Source organism: Streptomyces sp. 3330 (genome assembly GCF_031456635.1).
In the GTDB taxonomy this organism is placed as follows: domain Bacteria; phylum Actinomycetota; class Actinomycetes; order Streptomycetales; family Streptomycetaceae; genus Streptomyces.
Genome location: NZ_JAVDVA010000022.1, coordinates 62,170 through 83,377 on the forward strand (window position 1 = coordinate 62,170; position 21,208 = coordinate 83,377).

General features: G+C 71.2%; 14 protein-coding genes. 9 read left to right on the forward strand and 5 right to left on the reverse strand.

The genetic code is table 11. The features are described 5' to 3' along the window. The first annotated feature begins 249 nt into the window (after window positions 1-249). The gene (locus J2X68_RS30395; RefSeq protein WP_310435806.1) at window positions 250-678 is read left to right on the forward strand and encodes an ATP-binding protein; all 429 of its coding nucleotides are present in this window, start codon (window positions 250-252) and stop codon (window positions 676-678) included. Window positions 679-948: 270 nt separating this feature from the next. After that, window positions 949-3,597 carry a SpoIIE family protein phosphatase gene (locus J2X68_RS30400; RefSeq protein WP_310435807.1) on the forward strand — a complete coding sequence of 883 codons (2,649 nt, stop codon included), beginning with the start codon at window positions 949-951 and terminating at the stop codon, window positions 3,595-3,597. A 65-nt stretch (window positions 3,598-3,662) separates the two neighbouring features. Here J2X68_RS30400 and J2X68_RS30405 read toward each other — a convergent pair whose 3' ends face one another. Beyond that, window positions 3,663-5,333, reverse strand: coding sequence for a hypothetical protein (locus J2X68_RS30405; RefSeq protein WP_310435808.1), 1,671 nt, complete (start codon window positions 5,331-5,333; stop codon window positions 3,663-3,665). 223 nt (window positions 5,334-5,556) lie between these two features. Here J2X68_RS30405 and J2X68_RS30410 point away from each other — a divergent pair, with 223 nt between their 5' ends. Continuing rightward, window positions 5,557-6,864 carry a hypothetical protein gene (locus J2X68_RS30410; protein ID WP_399041238.1) on the forward strand — a complete coding sequence of 436 codons (1,308 nt, stop codon included), beginning with the start codon at window positions 5,557-5,559 and terminating at the stop codon, window positions 6,862-6,864. A gap of 96 nt (window positions 6,865-6,960) precedes the next feature. Here J2X68_RS30410 and J2X68_RS30415 read toward each other — a convergent pair whose 3' ends face one another. From J2X68_RS30415 to J2X68_RS30430, 4 genes are read right to left on the reverse strand one after another with little or no spacing between them, the layout of a single operon-like run. Further along, entirely contained in the window at window positions 6,961-7,731 is a 771-nt protein-coding gene (locus J2X68_RS30415; RefSeq protein ID WP_310435809.1) for a succinate dehydrogenase/fumarate reductase iron-sulfur subunit, read from the reverse strand. Then, entirely contained in the window at window positions 7,728-9,665 is a 1,938-nt protein-coding gene (locus tag J2X68_RS30420; protein WP_310435810.1) for a fumarate reductase/succinate dehydrogenase flavoprotein subunit, read from the reverse strand. Before J2X68_RS30420 ends, J2X68_RS30415 begins: the two co-directional genes overlap by 4 nt. 17 nt (window positions 9,666-9,682) lie before the next feature. Then, entirely contained in the window at window positions 9,683-10,516 is an 834-nt protein-coding gene (locus J2X68_RS30425) for a hypothetical protein (protein ID WP_310435811.1), read from the reverse strand. Between the two features lie 35 nt (window positions 10,517-10,551). Next, the gene (locus J2X68_RS30430; protein WP_310435812.1) at window positions 10,552-10,842 is read right to left on the reverse strand and encodes a hypothetical protein; all 291 of its coding nucleotides are present in this window, start codon (window positions 10,840-10,842) and stop codon (window positions 10,552-10,554) included. A 318-nt stretch (window positions 10,843-11,160) separates the two neighbouring features. Between J2X68_RS30430 and J2X68_RS30435 the strand changes: the two genes are divergently transcribed. The 6 genes from J2X68_RS30435 (at window position 11,161) to J2X68_RS30460 (ending at window position 21,173) form a co-directional block, all read left to right on the forward strand. Next, window positions 11,161-13,344 carry an ABC transporter family substrate-binding protein gene (locus tag J2X68_RS30435; protein WP_310435813.1) on the forward strand — a complete coding sequence of 728 codons (2,184 nt, stop codon included), beginning with the start codon at window positions 11,161-11,163 and terminating at the stop codon, window positions 13,342-13,344. A gap of 147 nt (window positions 13,345-13,491) precedes the next feature. Further along, entirely contained in the window at window positions 13,492-15,399 is a 1,908-nt protein-coding gene (gene typA / locus J2X68_RS30440) for a translational GTPase TypA (RefSeq protein ID WP_310435814.1), read from the forward strand. A gap of 671 nt (window positions 15,400-16,070) precedes the next feature. Next, window positions 16,071-17,105 (forward strand): ABC transporter permease, encoded by a 1,035-nt coding sequence (locus J2X68_RS30445; RefSeq protein WP_310435815.1) that lies wholly within the window; start codon window positions 16,071-16,073, stop codon window positions 17,103-17,105. A 64-nt stretch (window positions 17,106-17,169) separates the two neighbouring features. Next, window positions 17,170-18,975, forward strand: a complete 1,806-nt coding sequence (locus J2X68_RS30450; RefSeq protein WP_310435816.1) for an ABC transporter substrate-binding protein — start codon at window positions 17,170-17,172, stop codon at window positions 18,973-18,975. A gap of 123 nt (window positions 18,976-19,098) precedes the next feature. After that, window positions 19,099-20,079 (forward strand): ABC transporter permease, encoded by a 981-nt coding sequence (locus J2X68_RS30455; protein WP_081551877.1) that lies wholly within the window; start codon window positions 19,099-19,101, stop codon window positions 20,077-20,079. A 32-nt stretch (window positions 20,080-20,111) separates the two neighbouring features. Beyond that, window positions 20,112-21,173 (forward strand): ABC transporter ATP-binding protein, encoded by a 1,062-nt coding sequence (locus tag J2X68_RS30460; protein ID WP_310435817.1) that lies wholly within the window; start codon window positions 20,112-20,114, stop codon window positions 21,171-21,173. Window positions 21,174-21,208 lie beyond the last annotated feature (35 nt).

Consider the following 21,208-nt stretch of genomic DNA (forward strand, 5'->3'; position numbering starts at 1 on the left):
TCCGCTGAACCGGCTCCGCTGAACCGGCTCCCCTGAACCGGATTCACCTGACCCGGATTCTCTTGACCCGGATTCCCCTGCACCGGGCCGGGGTCGGGGCGCGCCGGGTGGCGGCAGGACGGGCCGGGGGCGCTTCGCCCGGGGGACGGGCCGTCGCGTGCGCCGTTCGTGTCACAGTGCGCCCTGCTGTGCGGTACTGCCTCCCGAATATCGGGTATGTGGCCATTAACCCCACGAAAGCGGACATGGGTGTACTCGCTGGCCCGGGAAGTGATCGGCGTGATCGACACCGACGGAGAATGCGCCGAGTGGACGTTCGCAGCGGACCCCGGTGCGGTCCGCACCGCACGCGGCGCCGTCCGCGGCCAGTTGCGCGACTGGCACCTCGACAGCCTGAGCGACATCGCGGCGCTGCTGGTCAGCGAGCTGGTCACCAACGCCCTGCGGCACGCGACCGGCCCCATCGGTCTTCGTCTGGTCCGCCCCGCCGGACTCGTGGGCGTCCTGCTGGTCGAGGTCTCCGACCCGCTGCCGGAGCTGCCGCGCGAGCGGATCGCCCGGCCCGAGGACGAGACCGGGCGCGGACTGCAGCTGGTGGCCTCGTCCTCGCGCCGCTGGGGTACCCGCCCCGGGAACACCGGGAAGACGGTCTGGTTCGAGCTCGCGGTGCCGGGTTGACGGGGCGTCTCGCGGGGATGAGCCGGTGTACAGCGGGGCTCTCGGCGTCGCCCGTTCGGTTCCGGTCTCCGACCGGTCCCGGAAGAGGTGGTTCGACGGCGTGTCCGCTGGTTAGAAGACTGGAAGTGTTGTCACGGGACGGGCCAAAAAACGCCTGGACCGTGCTGTGATCGTGAACACCGTGTCGTGCGGACCCGTAGTGCTGGATACTGCGGGCAGCCGCCGCCGGTGACCGGTGCCGGACGCGGTGAGCTGGAGGGGACGGTTCGCGTGAGCGAGATACCAGCGAAGGCCACGGAGTCCGAGGACCCGTCGGGCGGCGCGAGGGCGAGGGCCGCGGGTGCGCTCGCCGCCGATGCCGCGTACGGCCTCGCCGACGGCCCGGGTGAGGCGGCGACGCCGGGTGACGCGATGTGGCAGAGCAGTCCGCCCGGTTCGATCTACGACTACATCAAGGTCGCCTCGTTCTCGATCGGCCCCGACGGCCTCGTCGACCAGTGGAGCCTGCGCGCCGAGCAGATCTTCGGCATCCCCGCCGACCGGGCTCTCGGCATGGACCCCATCGACGCGTTCATCGACCCCGACCTGCGTGAACGCGGCCAGCGGAAGATGGCCGAGATCCTCGACGGGCGGGAGTGGACCGGCGTGGTGCCGTTTCGGCTGCCGGACCCGGTGCCCGGCGGCGGCCGCGGCGAGAGGGGCCTCGCCGAGGTCTACGTCATGCCGACGCGCAGTCTCGACGGTGAGAAGACCGCCGTGTGCATCGTCGTCGACGTCCGCACCCTGCGCAGCATCGAGACCGACCTCGCCGCCTCGCAGGCCATTTTCGGCCAATCCCCGTTCGGCTTCCTGCTCATCGACCCCGACCTGCGGGTCCGCCGCGCCAACCACCGGTTCGCCTCGATCTTCGGCGGCAGCCCCGACGACCACCGCGGCAAGGGCGTCCACGACTACCTGCCCCGGCCCGAGGCCGACCGGGTCAGCGCGACCCTGCGCAGGGTCCTGGAGACCGGCGACTCCATCACGGACATGCACGTCACCGGTTTCGTACCGGGCTCCGACGAGCGCCGGCACTGGTCGATCAACCTCTACCGCGTGCACAGCGGCACCGGTCGTCCCATCGGCGTCGCCTGGCTCGGCACCGACATCACCGCGCGTCGCGCCGCCGCCCGTGAGGCCGCCGCGGCCCGGCGCAATCTCGCCCTGCTGAACGAGGCGGGCGCCCGCATAGGGAACTCCCTCGACCTGGAGACGACCGCGCGCGAACTCCTCGACGTCGTCGTACCCGGCTTCTGCGATCTCGCCACCGTGGACCTCTACCAGGGCCTGCTGGCCGGCGACGAGACCCCGCCCGGCCTGGCCGACGGCAGCGCCGAACTGCGCCGCGTCGCCTTCTCCTCGGCCGTCTCCGACGCGCCGTTCCCCGGGGCCGGAGCGCCCGTCGCCGTCGGCGCGGTCCACCACTTCCCGTTCAACTCGCCCTGCGCGGACGCCCTGCGCACCGCCCGCCCGCAGGCCATCCCCGGCGAGGAGGGCGGCCTCGTGCAGTCCACCCTCGCCGTCCCGATGGTCGCCCACGACACCGTCGTCGGCCTCGCGCAGTTCTCCCGGACGAAGGGCAGCGAGCCGTTCGGCGACCGGGACCGTGATCTGGCCGTGGAGCTGGCGGCGCGGGCCGCGGTCTGTATCGACAACGCGCGCCTCTACCGGCGGGAGCACGAACGGGCGCTGATACTGCAACGGTCGCTGCTGCCGCCCGGGGACCCGGTGGCCTCGGGTCTGGACATCGCCTGCCGCTATCTCCCGGGCAACGCCTCGACCGGCCGTCCGAGCGAGGTCGGCGGCGACTGGTTCGACGTCATCGAACTGCCCGGCCACCGCACGGCGCTGGTGGTGGGCGACGTGATGGGCCGCGGTCTGCGGGCGGCGGTCGCGATGGGCGAGCTGCGCACGGCCGTCCGCACGCTGGCGCTGCTGGACCTGGAACCGGCCGAGGTCCTCTCCGCGCTGGACGAGATCGCCCGCGGCCTGGGCACCCCGGGAGGGGTCCAGCAGGCCACCCGGGCCGCCCGCCGCCCCCGTGAGGCCGACCTGTCCGAGGTGTACCTCGCGACCTGCGTGTACGCGGTCTACGACTCGGTGACCCGGCGCTGCACGTTCGCCAACGCGGGCCATCTGCCCCCGGTGCTGGTCGAACCCGGCGAGTCGGCGCTGATGCTCGACGTGCCGCCCGGCCTCCCGCTCGGCGTGGGCGGCGAGCCCTTCGAGGAGGTGGAGGTGGACCTCCCCGAAGGCGCCCTGCTGGCGCTCTACACGGATGGACTCGTCGAGTCGCGCGACCACCCGCTGGACGAGGGCCTCAACGCGTTCGTCGGAGCCCTCACCGACCCCTCCAGCCCGCTGGAGGACGTCTGCGACCACGTCCTCAACACCCTCGACTCGCACCACGGCGAGGACGACATCGCGCTGCTGATGGCACGCGTGCAGGGCCTGCCCGTCGACTCGGTCGGCGACTGGACGCTGCCGCGGGAGCCGCGCAGTGTGGGCCGGGCCCGGGAGCACGCCCGCAGCCAGTTGCTGTCCTGGGACCTCGAACCCCTCGTCGACACGACGGAACTGCTGGTCAGTGAGCTGGTCACCAACGCCCTGCGGTACGGCGAGGGCGAGATCCGGCTCCGGCTGCTCCTCGACCGCACGCTGGTGTGCGAGGTCTGGGACGCGGGCCTCGTCCAGCCGCGCCGCCGCCGCGCCCGGGACACCGACGAGGGCGGCCGGGGCCTCCAGCTCGTGGGCCTGCTGTCGGCGGCCTGGGGCTCGCGCCGCACGCCGCGCGGCAAGACGGTGTGGTTCGAACTCCCGCTGCCGGACGGCGAGACGGGTCTGGCGGACCCGGCGGAGGCGTTGCTGAGCCTGTTCTGAACGGGCTGCGCCGCGTCCGCCGGACCCTTCCGGCGGACGCCGCGCACCCGGCGCAGGGTCGGCGCTCATGCGGGGCCGCGCCGTGCCGGGGCGGGCCGTGCCGGGCCGGCGAAGCCCGCCGGCGTCCCGTCCTCGGGATCCTCGGCCGGGACGATGCCGCCGAGCACGGCCCCGCCGGTGCCGGCCGTCTCCTCGGCGTCCACGGCGTCCACGTACGGGTTCCCGTGCGCGCGGACGTCGCGTTCGGCCAGCTCCCGGGCCTCCAGCGCGAGGACGTCGGCGGGCGGGCGGTCCGCCGGGTCGCCCGTGGCGAGGAGCCGTTCCGCCTCCGCCAGCCGGGTGCGCGCGGTGGCGCCGACCGCGCCCCGGTGCGTCGCGACGAAGTCGGCCGCGGCCGCGGTGGCGCTGCGTGCCGTGATCAGGGCGGCGGCCGGCAGCACCCCGGCCCGCCCCGAGGCGACCGGCGCGGTCGCCCGCAGGACCCGGCGCAGCACCCCGACCGGATCCCTGGGCTGACCGCCGGTCAACTCCTGCCGCACGGAGCCGAGCACGGCGTCCACGTGCAGCAGCCGGGCCTGGAACCCGCCCACCGTCGTCCCGGCGGCGGCGGCCTGCGCTACCGGGTCGGGCGCGTCCGGTGGCGGGGACGCCGGCACGGGGGCCGGTCGCCGTCGCGCAGCCGGGTCCGTCCGCCCTCTGGCCCAGGCCAGCTCCGCCTCCGCGCCGGTGAGGGCGGCCGGCACGGTCTGCTCGGCCGTCCGCAGCTCCGCGGCCAGCCGGTCCACGCCCTCCACGAAGACGGCCGCCTGGGCGATGGCGCCCTCGGCGGCCCGCAGGTGCCGGGCCGCCCGCTCCGGTTGCCCCGAATCGGCCGACTGGCGCGCCCGGTTCAGCCGCACGGTCGCGAACAGAAGGCGGTCCTTGGCCTGTTCGACACTCCCGGTGACGGAGGCGGTGGCCGTGGGCGCGTACCGCTCCCTGAGCCCGGCGAGCACCGCCGCCGAGGCCCCCGCGCGGCCCGCCAACTCCCGGAAGCGGCTCTCGGCGACCCCCAACGCCTCACCCAGCCCCTGTTCCAGCCCCCGCAGCCGCCCGAACTCCCCGGCCACGGAGTCCAGCCGCCGCCCGGCCTCCGCGCACCGTCCGAGGATCCCGGCGAGCGCGTGCTCCCGGGCCGCCTCCTCCTTCGGTACGCCCTCGTCGTACCGCTGCCGCATGCGGAACGCCGCGGTGAGTTCGCCCTCCGCCGCGCGGACCGCCCGGCGGAAGGTCTCCAGGTCCTCCGGCGCGCGCGGTTCCCCGGCGAAGCCGAGCTCGGTGCGTGCCGCCCGGACCCGGTCGTCCGCCTCGACCAGCGCCGCACAGGCCTCCTCGTCGAGGGCGGCCAGGGGCGACGACGACCTCGGCGGCGGGCTGCCGGCTCCGCCGGGGGTCGTCCGGGCGCGGGTGCGGCGGACGCGTCGTAGGTACCCGTACCCGGCGAGCGCCCCGGCCGCGCCGACCGCGACCAGCGGCAGCACCAGATCGACGGTGGACTTCTCGTCGTCGTCGGCCGCGGCGGCGCTCGCGCCGGGCGCCGGGTTCTTGATCGCAACCGGAGCGTCGCCACCCGACGTCATCACCGGCAACACCAGCCACACGACCCCGACCGCACCGCCCAGCACGGCATGCGCCACCCGCACGGATATGTGCGATGTGGCCCGCCGCGGCCGGCCCCGGAGCATGGAAGAGGTCACATTTGGGAGCGTATGGCCGCGAATACGGCGACGCGACCGGGATGCACCCGACACGGGGGTGGTGGGGCGGAACGACACGCGAGGGGGAACCGCGATGGAACGGCCACCGGGTCGGACGGAGACGGAGACCGAGAAGAAGGGCGAGCCGGAGCCGGAGCCGCGGACGGTGTCGGACCTGGAGGGGGAGCCGGGGGCCGCCGGGCCGCGGACGGGCCGGGACACCGTGGAGGGGCAGCCGGAGACGGGGCCGCGGGCCGCGACGGCCGGGGCGACGGCCGAGCCCGTGGTGGCCGACGGGAGTGCCGCTGGTGGAGCCGCCGGGGAGCGCGGGACGGGCGATGGTCCCGGTGCCGGGGCGGCCGTGACGGCCGAGGCGTCCGGTGAGGCGACGGTCGAGGCGCCGGGCGAGCCGGTGGTGGCCGAAGGCAGTGACCTGGGCGGCGCCCGCGGTGGTGCCGGCGGCGCCGGAGGGAGCGGTCCCGGCGCCGGGGAGGGTCCCGGCGCCGGGGAGGCCCGTAGGCGTGGGCGGCGCGGGCGGCGGGTGCGGCGTGCCGCCCTCGTCCTGGTCCTGCTTCTCGTCGTCCCGGTCCTCGCCGCCCAGGCGGCCCTGCGCGTGAACTACCTGGGCGACCCGGCCGACGGCACGTACACCCGGGGCAAGGACGCCATCTGGCTCGGCCACGCGTGGGTCGACGGACGCAAGACCGACGCGGACGTCAAGGCCCTGGCCGACCGTCTCGGGGACACCGGCATCCGCGACCTGTACGTCCACGCCGGCCCGCTGGAGCACGACGGCACCCTGCCCGCGTCGGCGTACGCGGGCGCGCGCGGCTTCATAGCCGCCGTCCACCGCGAGGCGCCGAAGCTCCGCGTCCAGGCCTGGCTCGGCGACGTCCTCGCCAGCGAGAGCCCGCACGGCATGCGGCTGGAACGGGCCCGGACCCGCGCCGCGGTCGTGCGGTCCACCCGGGAGATTCTCGCCGCCGGTTTCCAGGGCGCCCACTTCGACCTCGAACCGCTCCACTCCGGCGACGGCGACTACCTCGGCCTCCTGGACGACCTGCGCGCCGTCACCCGGGCCCACGGCGCCCAGCTCTCCGTCGCCGCCCACCAGATCGACCCGGTGCCCGGCTTCCACTCCTTCTGGGGGGCCACCACCGGCCACCCCAAGTGGTGGTCGCAGAAGTTCTTCGGCCAGGTCGCCCGCCGCGTCGACCAGATCGCCGTGATGTCGTACGACACCCTCCAGCCGCTGGAGAGCACGTACGGCGGATACGTCGCCCAGCAGACCTCGCTCGCCCTGGAGGTCACCCCGGACTCCACCGACCTGCTGATGGGCCTGCCCTTCTACCACGAGAACCGGTTCGGCCACTGGAATCACGCCGAGACCGTCGCGGCCGCCGTCCGGGGCGTGCGGCTGGGACTGTCCCGTACCGACGCCGGCCGGGAGAACTTCGGTGTCGCGGCGTACGTGGACTTCGCGGCCACCGAGCAGGACTGGACGTCGTACGAGAAGGGCTGGGTCCGGTAGGCCGGTCCGCGGGACGGGCCCCTCACCACCTCGGCGGGCCCGCCCTCCGGAGGCTCGCGCGGCGTCCCGGCGGCCCGCCCCGGCCGCCCCCGGCGCCTACGACGAGCGCCTCCTGATCTTGGACCCCAGCCACACCAGCGGGTCGTACTTGCGGTCGACCGCGCGTTCCTTCAGGGGGATGAGCGCGTTGTCCGTGATCTTGATGCCCTCGGGACAGACCTCCGTGCAGCACTTGGTGATGTTGCAGTAGCCGAGGCCGTGTTCGTCCTGGGCCGTGCGCTTGCGGTCCAGGCCGCTCTCCTCGGCCGCGTCCAGCGGGTGCATGTCCAGTTCGGCGACCCGCATGAGGAAGCGGGGTCCCGCGAACGCCGTCTTGTTCTCCTCGTGGTCGCGGACGACATGGCAGGTGTCCTGGCACAGGAAGCACTCGATGCACTTGCGGAACTCCTGCGAACGGTCCACGTCCTCCTGGAACATCCGGTACTCGCCCGGACCCACCCCCTCGGGCGGCACGAACGCCGGAACCTCCCTGGCCTTGTGGTAGTTGAAGCCGACGTCGGTGACGAGATCACGGATCACCGGGAAGGCGCGCAGGGGCGTGACGGTGATCGTCTCCTCCCGGTCGAAGACCGACATGCGCGTCATGCAGAGCAGCCGCGGCCGCCCGTTGATCTCCGCGGAGCACGAACCGCACTTGCCCGCCTTGCAGTTCCAGCGGACGGCGAGATCGGGCGCCTGGGTGGACTGGAGACGGTGGATGATGTCCAGCACCACCTCGCCGTCGTTGACCTCGACCTCGAAGTCCTTCAGGCCGCCGCCCTCGATGTCGCCCCGCCACACCCGGAAGCGGGCCTCGTAGCTGCTCACTCGTACAGCTCCTCTTCGGTGAGGTACTTGACCAGCTCCTCTTTCTCGAAGAGGGCGAGCAGGTCGGGGCGGATGGGTTCGGTGGTCTCTCGGGTGAGGGCGATCCGGCCGCGGGCGGGGTCCGCCGCCGTCGCGCCGTCGCCGGGCTCGACGGGTGCGCACAGCAGGTTCACGTGGCGCCACGCGCGGTCCATCGTGGGGTGGTCCTCGCGGGTGTGCCCGCCGCGCGACTCGGTGCGTGCCAGCGCCGCCCGGGCCACGCACTCGCTGACCAGCAGCATGTTCCGCAGGTCGAGCGCCAGGTGCCAGCCGGGGTTGAACTGCCGGTGCCCCTCGACCCCGGCCCGCGACGCCCGTACCCGCAGCTCGGCCAGCTTCTCCAGGGCGTGTTCCATCTCGCCCTCGCGGCGGATGATGCCGACCAGGTCGTTCATGGTCTGCTGGAGCTCCTGGTGGAGGGTGTACGGGTTCTCCGGCGCGTGGTCCGCCCGGTCCCCGGGGCCCTCCGCGGAGAACGGCCGCAGCGCCTCCGCGGCCGCCGCGTCGACCTGCTCGTCGTCCACCGCCGGACGTCCCGCGCCGGCCTCGGCGGTGTACCGCGCCGCGTGCAGCCCCGCCCGGCGGCCGAACACCAGCAGGTCGGAGAGCGAGTTGCCGCCGAGCCGGTTGGAGCCGTGCATGCCGCCGGCGACCTCGCCGGCCGCGAACAGCCCCGGGACCCCGCGGGCGGCCGCCGTGTCGGAGTCGACCGCGATCCCGCCCATCACGTAGTGACAGGTCGGCCCGACCTCCATGGCCTCCGCCGTGATGTCGACGTCGGCCAGCTCCTTGAACTGGTGGTACATGGAGGGCAGCCGGCGCTTGATGACATCGGCGGGCATCCGCGTCGACACGTCCAGGAAGACCCCGCCGTGCGGGGAGCCGCGGCCCGCCTTCACCTCGGAGTTGATCGCCCGGGCCACCTCGTCACGCGGGAGCAGCTCCGGCGGGCGCCGGTTGTGGTCCGGGTCCTCGTACCAGCGGTCGCCCTCCTCCTCCGACTCGGCGTACTTCTCCTTGAAGACGTCCGGGACGTAGTCGAACATGAACCGCTCGCCCTCGGAGTTCCTGAGCACCCCGCCGTCGCCGCGCACCGACTCGGTGACGAGGATGCCCTTCACCGACGGCGGCCAGACCATGCCCGTCGGGTGGAACTGCACGAACTCCATGTTGAGCAGCGGCGCACCGGCGAGCAGGGCCAGCGCGTGGCCGTCGCCCGTGTACTCCCACGAGTTCGACGTGACCTTGAAGGACTTGCCGATGCCGCCCGTCGCGATCACCACGGCGGGCGCCTGGAGGACGAAGAACCGGCCGGTCTCGCGCTCGTAGGCGAAGACCCCGCTCACGCGGGAGCCGTCCTTGAGGACCCGGGTGACCGTGCACTCCTGGAAGACCTTCAGCCGGGACTCGTAGTCGCCGGTCTCGCGGTGGTCCTCCTGCTGGAGCGAGACGATCTTCTGCTGGAGCGTGCGGATCAGCTCCAGGCCCGTCCGGTCGCCGACGTGCGCGAGGCGCGGGTACTCGTGGCCGCCGAAGTTGCGCTGGGAGATCCGGCCGTCCGCGGTGCGGTCGAAGAGGGCGCCCCAGGTCTCCAGCTCCCACACCCGGTCCGGGGCCTCCCGGGCGTGCAGCTCGGCCATCCGCCACTGGTTGAGGAACTTGCCGCCGCGCAGGGTGTCGCGGAAGTGCACCTGCCAGTTGTCGTGCTCGTTGGCGTTGGCCATCGCCGCCGCGATGCCGCCCTCGGCCATCACCGTGTGCGCCTTGCCGAACAGCGACTTGCAGATGACGGCGGTGCGGGCGCCGCGTTCGCGCGCCTCGATGGCGGCACGCAGTCCGGCGCCTCCCGCGCCGACCACGACGACGTCCCACTCCTGGCGGTCGACCACGGACATCAGCAGGCCCCACTCATCTAGAAAAACCTCGGATCGTCGAAGACACCGGACGCGACGAGATACACGTAGAAGTCGGCGAGCGCCACGCTCACCAGCGACACCCACGCCAGCAGCATGTGATGGGCGTTCAGCTTCCCCACGAACCGCCAGGCCCGGTAGCGCACGGGATGCCGGGAGAAGTGCTTCAGCTGGCCGCCGACGATGTGCCGGCAGGAGTGGCAGGAGATCGTGTACGCCCAGATCAACGTGATGTTGACCAGGAAGACCAGCGTCCCGAGGCCCATGTGACCCCACGCGTAGTGCTCGTCGCGGAAGGCGAGCACGGTGTCGTAGGTCAGGATCCCGGCCACGACGATCGCCGCGTAGAAGAAGTACCGGTGGATGTTCTGGAGGATCAGCGGGAAGCGGGTCTCGCCGGTGTACTTCCGGTGGGGCTCGGCCACGGCGCAGGCGGGCGGCGACGCCCAGAAGCCGCGGTAGTAGGCCTTGCGGTAGTAGTAGCAGGTCAGGCGGAAGCCCAGCGGGAAGATCAGGATGATGATCGCGGGGGAGAGGCCCCACCAGCCGCCGAACAGTTCCCAGTTGGGGCCGGACCGCATGGCCTGGCAGTTCTCCGCCAGACACGGGGAGAAGAACGGCGAGACGTACGGCGCCGCGTAGTAGTCCGCGTTCGCGAGGGCCCGCCAGGTCGAGTAGACGACGAACGCCAGCAGGCCGGCGGCGGTGACCGCGGGAGCCAGCCACCAGCGGTCGGTCCGCAGATGGGGAGCGGCGATGGCGGCGCGGCCGGCGCCGCGTACGCCGCTCGGGGGACGATGGTCCGTGGGTGAGGGTTCCGTACCAGTGGCCAACTCGGGACTCCGGTCGGGTCGGGGGTCGTGCCGGGTCAGGGGGCGTGCCGGCCCCGGGCGCCGAGTCCCTCGTCGTCCGTGTCGATCCACAGGGAGTCGTCGTACGGGGTGTCGGGGATGGTGACGAGCTCGGGCCTGCGCGACGAGCCGGGCTGGGAGACGGCCTCGCGCAGCAGCGCGACGCTCTCCCTCAGATGATCGGCGTCGGCACGGACCCGTCGCATCTCCAGGCCGGTGCTGCCGAGCTGCTGTTCCAGGCGGCCGACGGACCGGGAGAGGTCGTCGAGGCAGCGCTGGGTCGTTGTCAGATCGTCGTGCACGGACATGAGCAGTCCTCGCTTCCGTGGGGGCCGAGCCCTGGACGGCAACGTTCATGCGCCTGCGAGTGTTGCGCGTCACACCGCTCGGTGTGAAGGCGTGTGCAGCGATTGGCCGGTGCGTTGCTCCGCACGAGTGGCCTTCGCGGGCGCTGCCGCCGTGTCGCCCACGGCAGGCGAACCCTTTCCTCTTCAGTGAGCTGTAGATCTGATCAACTCCAAAATACCGCCGAACGTGATCAAAACGCACCCGCGTCGACGTATCCGCGTCCACGCATGCCGGGGTGTCGGGTCACCGGCGCCAGCGGCTCACCGGAGGTACCAGAGATGTCCCACGACGGCGTCGGCCCGCGCGCGGTCATGCGCTCGGTCGCCTTCCTCACCGCGGGCGCGCTCGCGGTGCCCCTGCTGTCCGGCTGCGGATCCGCGGACGAGGCGGGCAAGCCCCTGGCCCGCCAGGACATCGCCCCGGCCGGCCGCGCCCGGATCGCCGAGGGCGGCACGCTGCGCTGGGCGGTGGACGCGGTGCCGGAGACCTTCAACGCCTTCCAGTCGGACGCCGACGCGACGACCACGCGGGTCGCCCAGGCCGTCCTGCCCTCGATGTACCGGCTCGACGCGACCGGGCGCCCGCAGCGCGACGCCGACTACCTGGAGTCCGCGAAGGTCGTCGACACCGAGCCCAAGCAGGTCGTCCTGTACAAGCTGAACCAGCAGGCCGTCTGGAGCGACGGCCGGGAGATCGGTGCCGCCGACTTCGCCGCCCAGTGGCGGGCCCTGGCGGGCAAGGACAGCGCCTACTGGACCGCCCGCAACGCAGGCTACGAGCGCATCGAGAAGATCGAGCGCGGCGCCAACGACCTGGAGGTCCGGGTCACCTTCAAGCGGACCTACGCCGACTGGCAGTCGCTGTTCTCGCCGCTGTACCCCAAGGACGTCATGGGCACGCCGGACGCGTTCAACGACGCGGCCCGCCGCAAGCTCAAGGTGACCGCCGGGCCGTTCGTGGTGAAGAAGGTCGACCGCAAGAAGGACGAGGTGCGCCTCACCCGCAACACCCGCTGGTGGGGGCGGCCGGCCAAGCTCTCCGAGATCGTGCTGACGGCCGTCCCGCGCGACGAGCGCACGTCCGCCCTGGCCGCCGGGAAGATCGACCTGGCCGAGATCGACCCGGCCGCGGCGCAGCGCATCGACGGCGCCGCGAACGGCACGGCCGGACCGCTCGCCGGCCCCGGCTCCGGGCGCACCGCCGCGAAGGCGCTGCGGTCCTGGGCGCTCGCCCACGGCTCGGACGAGGACACGGCCGAGGACGAGGTGGAGGCCCGCTCCGAGCTGCGCAAGGCGATCGCGAAGTGGGAGCAGCAGCAGAAGGCGCTGCGCGGCTTCGAGGTGCGCAGATCGCTGGAGCCGGCGTACACGCAGCTGGCGCTGAACGGCGCGGACGGGCCGCTGGCGGACGAGCGGGTGCGGCGGGCCGTGGCCCGGGCGCTGGACCGCAAGGAGCTGGCCAAGGTCGTGCTGAAGCCGCTGGGGCTGCCCGCGGAGCCGGTCGGCAGCCACCTGGCCCTGGCCGGTCAGGACGCGTACGCGGACAACAGCGGGGCGCTGGGCGGGCAGGACACCGCCGAGGCGCAGGCGCTGCTCGCGGACGCCGGGTGGGTGCCCGGAGGCCCGGTCAAGAAGCAGGAGAAGGGCGAGAAGGCGGCCGGGTCGGAGGGGAGGAAAGCGGACTCCGACGACGACTCCGCTGACGGCGACGGCACGTACATCGTCGGTCAGGACGACAAGGCCCGGGGCGCGCGCCGGAGCGACGAGGGCGGGCGGCAGCTCGCCCAGGACGGCAAGCAGTTCAAGCAGATGCACCAGGGCGGCGCTCCCGGCGCCTACGCGCCGAAGGGCACCGCGGCCCCGGCCGGCGCCCCGGCCAAGGCGCTGGCCAAGGACGGCAAGGCGCTCACTCTGCGGTTCGTGCTGCCGTCCGGTCCGGGGTCGGAGCCACTGGCGGCGGTCGCCGCGCGGATCACGAAGATGCTGGCGAAGGTCGGCATCGGCACGGACATCACCAAGGTCTCGGACGAGAGCTACTTCAAGGACCACATCGCCTCGGGGCAGTACGACCTCGCCCTGTACTCCTGGCCCGGGTCCGCCTTCCCCGCCACCGACGCCCGGCCGATCTACGCCAAGCCGGTGCCGGCCGCCGACGGCTCGCTGAGCGTCGAGCAGAACTACACCCGGGTCGGCACCGACCAGGTCGATCAGTTGTTCGAACAGGCCGTCTCGACCCTGGACGCGGGCGAGAAGCGGTCCCTGATCCGCAAGGCCGACTCCCGCATCTGGGCCGCTGCCGGATCGATTCCTCTCTATCAGCGCCCCCAGCTCACCGCGGTACGGAAGACCGTGGTCAACGCGGGTGCCTTCGGCTTCCAGACCCCCGTCTACGAGGACATGGGCTTCCTGAAGAAGGGCGCCGGGAAGGCGGTCGAGGCCTCCGCGAGCCCCTCCGAGAAGTGAGCGGGAAGTGAGCCCGGTGGCCCTGCGGGGGCCGTCCCCCGCCGGGCCACGTACCATGGGGTGAGGCCGTGGCGTGTCAAGCCCGGCAGGGCCCGCGTAACACGTACGCAGCAGGGTCGCCCTCACACTCCGGGAGAACGCCGCTTTATGGCCACGCGCCACGACATTCGCAACGTAGCCATCGTCGCCCACGTCGACCACGGCAAGACGACTCTGGTCGACGCCATGCTCAAGCAGGCCGGTGCCTTCGCCGCGCACGCCGCCGAGTCGCTCGACGACCGCATGATGGACTCGAACGACCTGGAGCGTGAGAAGGGCATCACGATCCTCGCCAAGAACACGGCGGTGAAGTACCACCCCAAGGACGGCGGGGAGGTCATCACGATCAACATCATCGACACCCCCGGTCACGCCGACTTCGGCGGCGAGGTGGAGCGCGGCCTGTCGATGGTCGACGCCGTCGTGCTGCTGGTGGACGCCTCCGAGGGTCCGCTGCCGCAGACCCGCTTCGTGCTGCGCAAGGCGCTGCAGGCCCGCCTGCCCGTCATCCTGTGCATCAACAAGACGGACCGGCCGGACTCGCGCATCGACGAGGTCGTGAACGAGGCGTACGACCTCTTCCTCGACCTCGACGCCGACGAGGACCAGATCGAGTTCCCGATCGTCTACGCCTGCGCGCGGGACGGCGTGGCCTCGCTGACCAAGCCGGAGGACGGCACGGTCCCGCAGGACAGCGACAGCCTGGAGCCCTTCTTCTCCACGATCCTGTCCCACGTCCCGGCCCCGGAGTACGACGAGGCCGCCCCGCTCCAGGCGCACGTCACCAACCTGGACGCCGACAACTTCCTCGGCCGGATCGCGCTGCTGCGCGTCGAGCAGGGCGAGCTGCGCAAGGGCCAGACCGTCACGTGGATCAAGCGCGACGGCACCATGTCCAACGTGCGCATCACCGAGCTGCTGATGACCGAGGCGCTCACCCGCAAGCCGGCCGAGAAGGCGGGCCCCGGTGACATCTGCGCCGTCGCCGGTATCCCGGAGATCATGATCGGCGAGACCCTGGCCGACCCCGAGAACCCGATCGCGCTGCCGCTCATCACGGTCGACGAGCCGGCCATCTCCATGACCATCGGCACCAACACCTCGCCGCTGGTCGGCCGGGGCGGCACCGGCAAGGGCGCGGAGAACAAGGCCGCGGTCAAGGACCGCAAGGTCACCGCCCGCCAGGTCAAGGACCGCCTCGACCGCGAGCTGGTCGGTAACGTCAGCCTCCGCGTCCTGGACACCGAGCGTCCCGACGCCTGGGAGGTGCAGGGCCGCGGCGAGCTGGCGCTGGCCATCCTGGTCGAGCAGATGCGCCGTGAGGGCTTCGAGCTGACCATCGGCAAGCCGCAGGTCGTCACCAAGGACGTCGACGGCAAGGTCTACGAGCCGGTCGAGCGCATGACGATCGACGTGCCCGAGGAGCACATGGGCGCGGTCACGCAGCTCATGGGCGTCCGCAAGGGCCGGATGGACAACATGTCCAACCACGGTTCGGGCTGGGTCCGCATGGAGTTCGTCGTCCCCTCCCGCGGTCTCATCGGCTTCCGTACCGAGTTCCTGACCGGTACGCGCGGCACGGGTATCGCCCACTCCATCCACGAGGGCCACGAGCCGTGGTTCGGCACGCTGACGACCCGTAACAACGGTTCGCTGGTCGCCGACCGCGCGGGTGCCGTCACCGCGTTCGCGATGACGAACCTCCAGGAGCGCGGCGTGCTGTTCACCGACCCCGGCACCGAGGTGTACGAGGGCATGATCGTCGGCGAGAACTCGCGCTCCGACGACATGGACGTGAACATCACCAAGGAGAAGAAGCTCACGAACATGCGGTCGTCCTCGGCCGACTCGTTCGAGGCGATCGTGCCGCCGCGCAAGCTGTCGCTCGAGCAGTCGCTGGAGTTCTGCCGTGACGACGAGTGCGTCGAGGTGACCCCGGAGGCGGTTCGCATCCGCAAGGTCGTGCTCGACCAGCGTGACCGCGCCCGCACCGCGAGCCGCGCCAAGCACGGCTGATCCGCGGGTAGTCCACCGCCGCAGCACACTCGGAAGCCCGGGTGTCCCCATCGTGGGGACGCCCGGGCTTTTCGCAACCCGTTTTTTGGAACCCCCGCGGTGATGTCTGTCCGAAATGCGGAGATCCTCGCCCGATAGCCATGTAACAAGTCCGTTTCGCGGCCTTCTCGCGCCAGAGGCTTTGTCCGGATTTTGGAAGATCTAGGCGTCAGCTGTGACTGAATTGAGATTTAAAGACGGTGGTCGGCGCGGGACGAGTGCCAGATAGTTAGCCGCGTAACGCTCGGGTCAATGGGTCTCGCGCTGTGGGGACAGCGCCGACTCGCGAGCACCAGGGGGTGTCTGACCCTCCGTCAGGGGTGTCGGAGGTCGGACGAACGCCCCCTCCTGTCGGTGAACACGTGGAGTCACAAGGAGGATCCCCATGTCAGTCAACCGGCCCCCGCGGTCCCTCACCGGTCTGTCCGCCCCCGCCCGCGGCGACTGTCACTGACCTGAACCACGGCCGCCCACCGCGGCCGTCCGGCTACGCGCGTCCGGCTGCGGCTTCTTCCGAGCCGTCCGTACGGCGCGCTCCGGCGTCCCTTCATGCACCGATCGGCGATCGCGCGGCACCCCGCGCCCGTCGCCGGTTCGGCACACCCACACCCGTGAAGTGAGATGGGCGAACTGTGACAAGTCCTACCGACATCGAGGGCGGTGGCACGGCGGTCGTCGTCGACGGCGACCAGGAGCCGGCGCCGGCGTCCGAGGCCAAGGTGCCCGTGGGCCGGTCCCCCGGTCAGCTCATGTGGCTCCGTTTCAAGCGGGACCGCACGGGCGTGATCTCCGCCTACGTCGTGCTGTTCTTCTTCCTGATCGGCCTGCTCGCCCCGCTGATCTCGAAGCTCTACGGCAAGAACCCGTACACCGTGTACGCGGACGAACGGCCGGAGTTGTTCGACAGCGCGGGTGTGCCGGTGCAGCCCAACGGCGGGATCAGCGGCGAGTTCTGGTTCGGCCTGGAACCGGGCAACGGCTACGACGTCTTCACCAAGCTGCTCTACGGCATCCGCAACTCCCTGGGCATCTCCCTCGCGGTCACCCTCGCCACGGTGCTGACCGGCATCGTCCTCGGGGTCGCGGCCGGCTACCTCGGCGGCAGGACGGACTTCCTGATCAGCCGGGTGATCGACTTCCTCCTCGCCATCCCGGCCCAGCTGTTCTTCATCGCGAGCATGCCGGTCGTGGTCTCGCTGTTCGTCAGCCCGCGCGACGAGACACCCGTCTACGTCCGGGTCGTCGCCCTGATCTCGGTGCAGTGGGTCCTCGGCTGGATGAGCCTCGGCCGCATCCTGCGCGGCACCAGTCTCGCCCTGCGGGAACGGGAGTTCATCGAGGCGGCCAAGGTGAGCGGGGCGCCACCGGGCCGGATCATCCGCAAGGAGATCCTGCCCAACGTGGTCACGCCGATCCTGGTGCAGGCCACCTACATGCTGCCGAACTTCGTGACCGCCGAGGCCGGGCTGTCCTTCCTCGGCGTGGGCCTGGTCGAACCGACGCCGGACTGGGGCCAGATGTTCTCCAAGGCGGCGACCGAACTCGTGATGCAGAACGACATCACCTACATGTTCTTCCCCGGTATCTCGATGATCATCTTCATCGTGGCCTTCAACCTGCTCGGGGACTCGGTCAGGGACGCCTTCGATCCCAAGACGGCGCGCTGATCCGCACATCACGTCTTTTGACTCACGGACTGCTGGACTCACAGAGATGGGTGGGAAACGAGTGATGGGTAAGGGTGGACGCCGCGCGTACGCCGCGCTCTCGCTGGTCGCTGCCGGAGCGCTCGTGCTCTCCGGTTGCAGCGAGGGCGGCAGCAAGGAAGGCAGCAACAAGGACGACAAGGAGAACGCCCAACGGCAGCAGTCCTCCATCGACTTCGGCGACGCGAAGGCCTCGACGGGCCCGGCCGCCGAGGTCCCCGGCGCCAAGCCCGGAGGCACGGTCACCGTTCTCCAGAGAGACAGCTACGCGCACCTCGACCCCGGGCAGATCTACGTCTCCGACGAGATGGCCCTGTCGCAGCTCATCCACCGCGGCCTGACCGGCTACAAGGCGACCAGCGAGGACGGCAAGAAGCACGAGGTCGTCGGCGACCTGGCCACCGACAGCGGCACCACCACCGACGGCGGCAAGACCTGGAAGTACACGCTCAAGGACGGGGTCAAGTGGGCCGACGGCTCCGCGATCACCGCCACCGACGTGCGGCACACCTTCGAGCGGCTGTTCGCGCCGTTCGTCGCCAACGGCCCGACCTTCATCCAGCAGTGGCTCGCCGACACGCCGGGCACCGGGTACCGCGACCTGCTCAAGGACGGCCCGTACGGCGGCAAGCACCTGCCGGACACCGTCCTGGAGACGCCGGACGCGAAGACGATCGTCTTCAAGTTCAAGAAGGCCAAGCCCGACCTGCCGTACGCGCTGGCCATGGCCGGCTACTCGCTCGTCTCGAAGGCGAAGGACACCAAGGAGAAGTACGACAAGGCCCCGATGACCGCGGGCCCGTACAAGATCCAGGAATTCAAGTCCGGCAAGTCCATGGTCCTGGTGAAGAACACCAACTGGGACCCGAAGACCGACCCGATCCGGCACCAGTACATCGACCAGTTCACCTTCGCGTTCAACAAGCAGTACGAGGACTCCACCAAGGCCATCCTCGACGACTCCGGGGCCAACGCCACCGCGGTCAGCTTCAACAACGAGGTCGACGCGGGCAACCTGTCCAAGGTCCTCGCCGACGCGGCGCTGAAGTCCCGCACCGTCGCGGGCTACCAGCCGTACGTGGGTCAGATCGACATCAACCTGTCCCAGAAGGAGATGCAGGACAAGACGGTCCGCGAGGCCATCGCCTACGCCCTGCCGATCACGCCGTTCGTGCGCGCCTACGGCGGCACCGCGGCCCGCGAGGTGGCGGGCGGTCTGATCAGCCCGACCGTCTCCGGCTACAACCCGAACTTCGACCCCTTCGGCAAGAAGAAGAAGCCCGCCGGTGACCCGGCCAAGGGCAAGGAACTGCTGGAGAAGGCCGGCAAGGTCGGTCTGAAGCTGACCTTCGGCTACATCAACACCCCCGAGGGCCAGCAGTACTCCACCGCCATGGCCGCGGGTCTGGAGAAGGCCGGCTTCGACGTCCAGCGCCAGGAGATCCCGGCCGAGACGTACTACGACCAGGTCGGCAAGGTGAAGAACAACTTCGACATCTACCACACCGCCTGGGGCGCCGACTGGCCGAGCGCGTCGACCGTCATCCCCCCGCTGTACGACGGACGCCAGATCCAGGACGGCGCCGCGAACTACTCGCACATCAACGACCCGAAGGTGAACGCCGACATCGACAAGGCGAGCACCATCACCGACCCGGTCAAGGCCGCGGAGGCCTGGAACAAGATCAACGAGTACATCGTGAAGGACGTCGTCTCCAACATCCCGACGGCGTACTACAAGCAGACCCAGATCGCCGGTTCGAAGATCGGCGGCCTCGTCTACGACGACGTCATCGGCGGCATCGACCCGCGCAGGCTGTTTGTGAAGTAACCCCTTCCCGAGCGCGGCGCCCGGTGCGCCCCGTCCCGCTTCCGCGACGGGGCGCACCGGCCCGCACGGCCCTTTGAGCCGGCTCCGCGAGCCGGCCTCACGAGCCCGAAAGCTGCCACTGAGATGCTGCGCTTCCTCCTTCGCCGGACCCTCGGCTCGCTGGTGATCCTGGTCCTGCTGACCGTCGTCGCCTTCCTGCTGTTCTTCGGCATGCCCCGTGACCCGGCGCTGCTGATGTGCGGCAAGACGTGCACGCCCGACGCGCTGGCGAACATCCACCGCACGCTCGGCATCGACAAGTCGATCCCCGAGCAGTTCTGGATCTTCCTGCAAGGGCTGGTCGCGGGCCGGGACGACTTCGCCCAGGGACCCTGCCCCGCCCCCTGTTTCGGCTACTCGTACCACACCAACGAGCAGGTCTGGTCGACCCTGATGGACCGGCTGCCGCTCACCGTCTCGCTCGCGCTCGGCGCCACCGTCGTCTTCCTGTTCGTCGGCCTCGGCACCGGCATGCTGGCCGCCTGGCGGCGCGGCACGCTCATCGACAAGTCGTTCACCGCGGGTTCCATGGTGCTCAGCTCGATGCAGATCTACTTCCTGGGCCCGCTCGCCCTCGCCGTGCTCGTCTACCAGACCCACCTGTTCGACGAGCCCCGGTACACCGAGCTCACCCGGGATCCCGTCGCCTGGTTCACCGGGCTGATGATCCCCTGGGTCGTGCTGTCCACGATCTTCGCCGCGCAGTACACCCGTATGGCGCGCTCGTCGATGATCGAGCAGCTCCAGGAGGAGCACATCCGCACCGCCCGCGCCAAGGGGATGAGCCGGCGGTACGTCTTCTTCCGGTACGCCTGGCGCGGCTCCCTCATCCCGATCGTCACCATCCTCGGCATCGACCTCTCCTCGATGCTCGGCGGCGCCATCATCACCGAGTACACCTTCGGACTGCCCGGCCTCGGGCATCTCGCGGTGGAGTCCGTGCAGTTCAGCGACCTTCCGCTGCTGCTGGGCGTGATGCTCTTCGCCGCCGCCGTGATCCTGCTGTGCAACATCGTCGTCGACGCCTGCTACGCCTTCATCGACCCGCGCGTACGGCTGTCCTAGCCGTTTCCCGGACTGTCGTCAGGAGCTTTGTCGTGACCACTGTGACCAAGGAGGCCGGGGCGCCCGTCCCGGCCGGCGCGGGCGCGTTCCTCTCGGTGCGGGACCTGCACGTCAGCTTCAGCACGGAGGACGGAACCGTCCGGGCCGTCGACGGGCTCTCCTTCGACCTCGAACGCGGCCGCACCCTCGGCATCGTCGGCGAGTCCGGCTCGGGGAAGTCCGTCACCAACCTCACCGTCCTCGGGCTGCACAACCCGATGTTCACCACCGTCGAGGGCGAGATCCTGCTGGAGGGCCAGGAGCTGACCACCGCCCGGGAGCCGGAACTGGAGAAGCTGCGCGGCAACAAGGTCGCGATGATCTTCCAGGACCCGCTCACCGCGCTCTCCCCGTACTACACCGTCGGCCGGCAGATCGCCGAGCCGTACATGAAGCACCGGGGCGCCTCGAAGAAGGCCGCCTGGGAACGCACGGTGGAGATGCTCGGCAAGGTCGGCATCCCCAACCCCCGGGAACGGGCGAAGGACTACCCCCACCAGTTCTCCGGCGGCATGCGGCAGCGCGCGATGATCGCGATGGCGCTGGTCTGCGACCCCGACCTGCTGATCGCCGACGAGCCGACCACCGCGCTCGACGTCACCGTCCAGGCGCAGATCCTCGACCTGCTGAAGGACCTCCAGCGGGAGTTCGGCACCGCGATCATCTTCATCACGCACGACCTCGGGGTCATCGCCGACATGGCCGACGACATCATGGTGATGTACGCGGGCGGCGCGGTCGAGCGCGGGACGACCGAACAGGTGCTGCGCTCGCCGCAACACCCGTACACCTGGGGCCTGCTGAACTCCATGCCCCGGCTGGACTCGGATCTGGGCACTCCGCTCGCCCCCATCCCCGGCGCCCCGCCGTCGCTGCTGACCCCGCCCTCCGGCTGCCGGTTCCACCCCCGCTGCACCTTCCAGGACCGGGTGGGCGGCAACCGCTGTGTGACCGAACGGCCCCTGCTGGCCCCGGACCGCGCCTCCGCCTGCCACCTCACGGCGGAGCAGAAGCGGAGCATCTTCGCGGACGAGATCAAGCCCCGACTGGGGTAGGGGCAGGACCTGAGGAGCAAGCACGTGACGAAGGC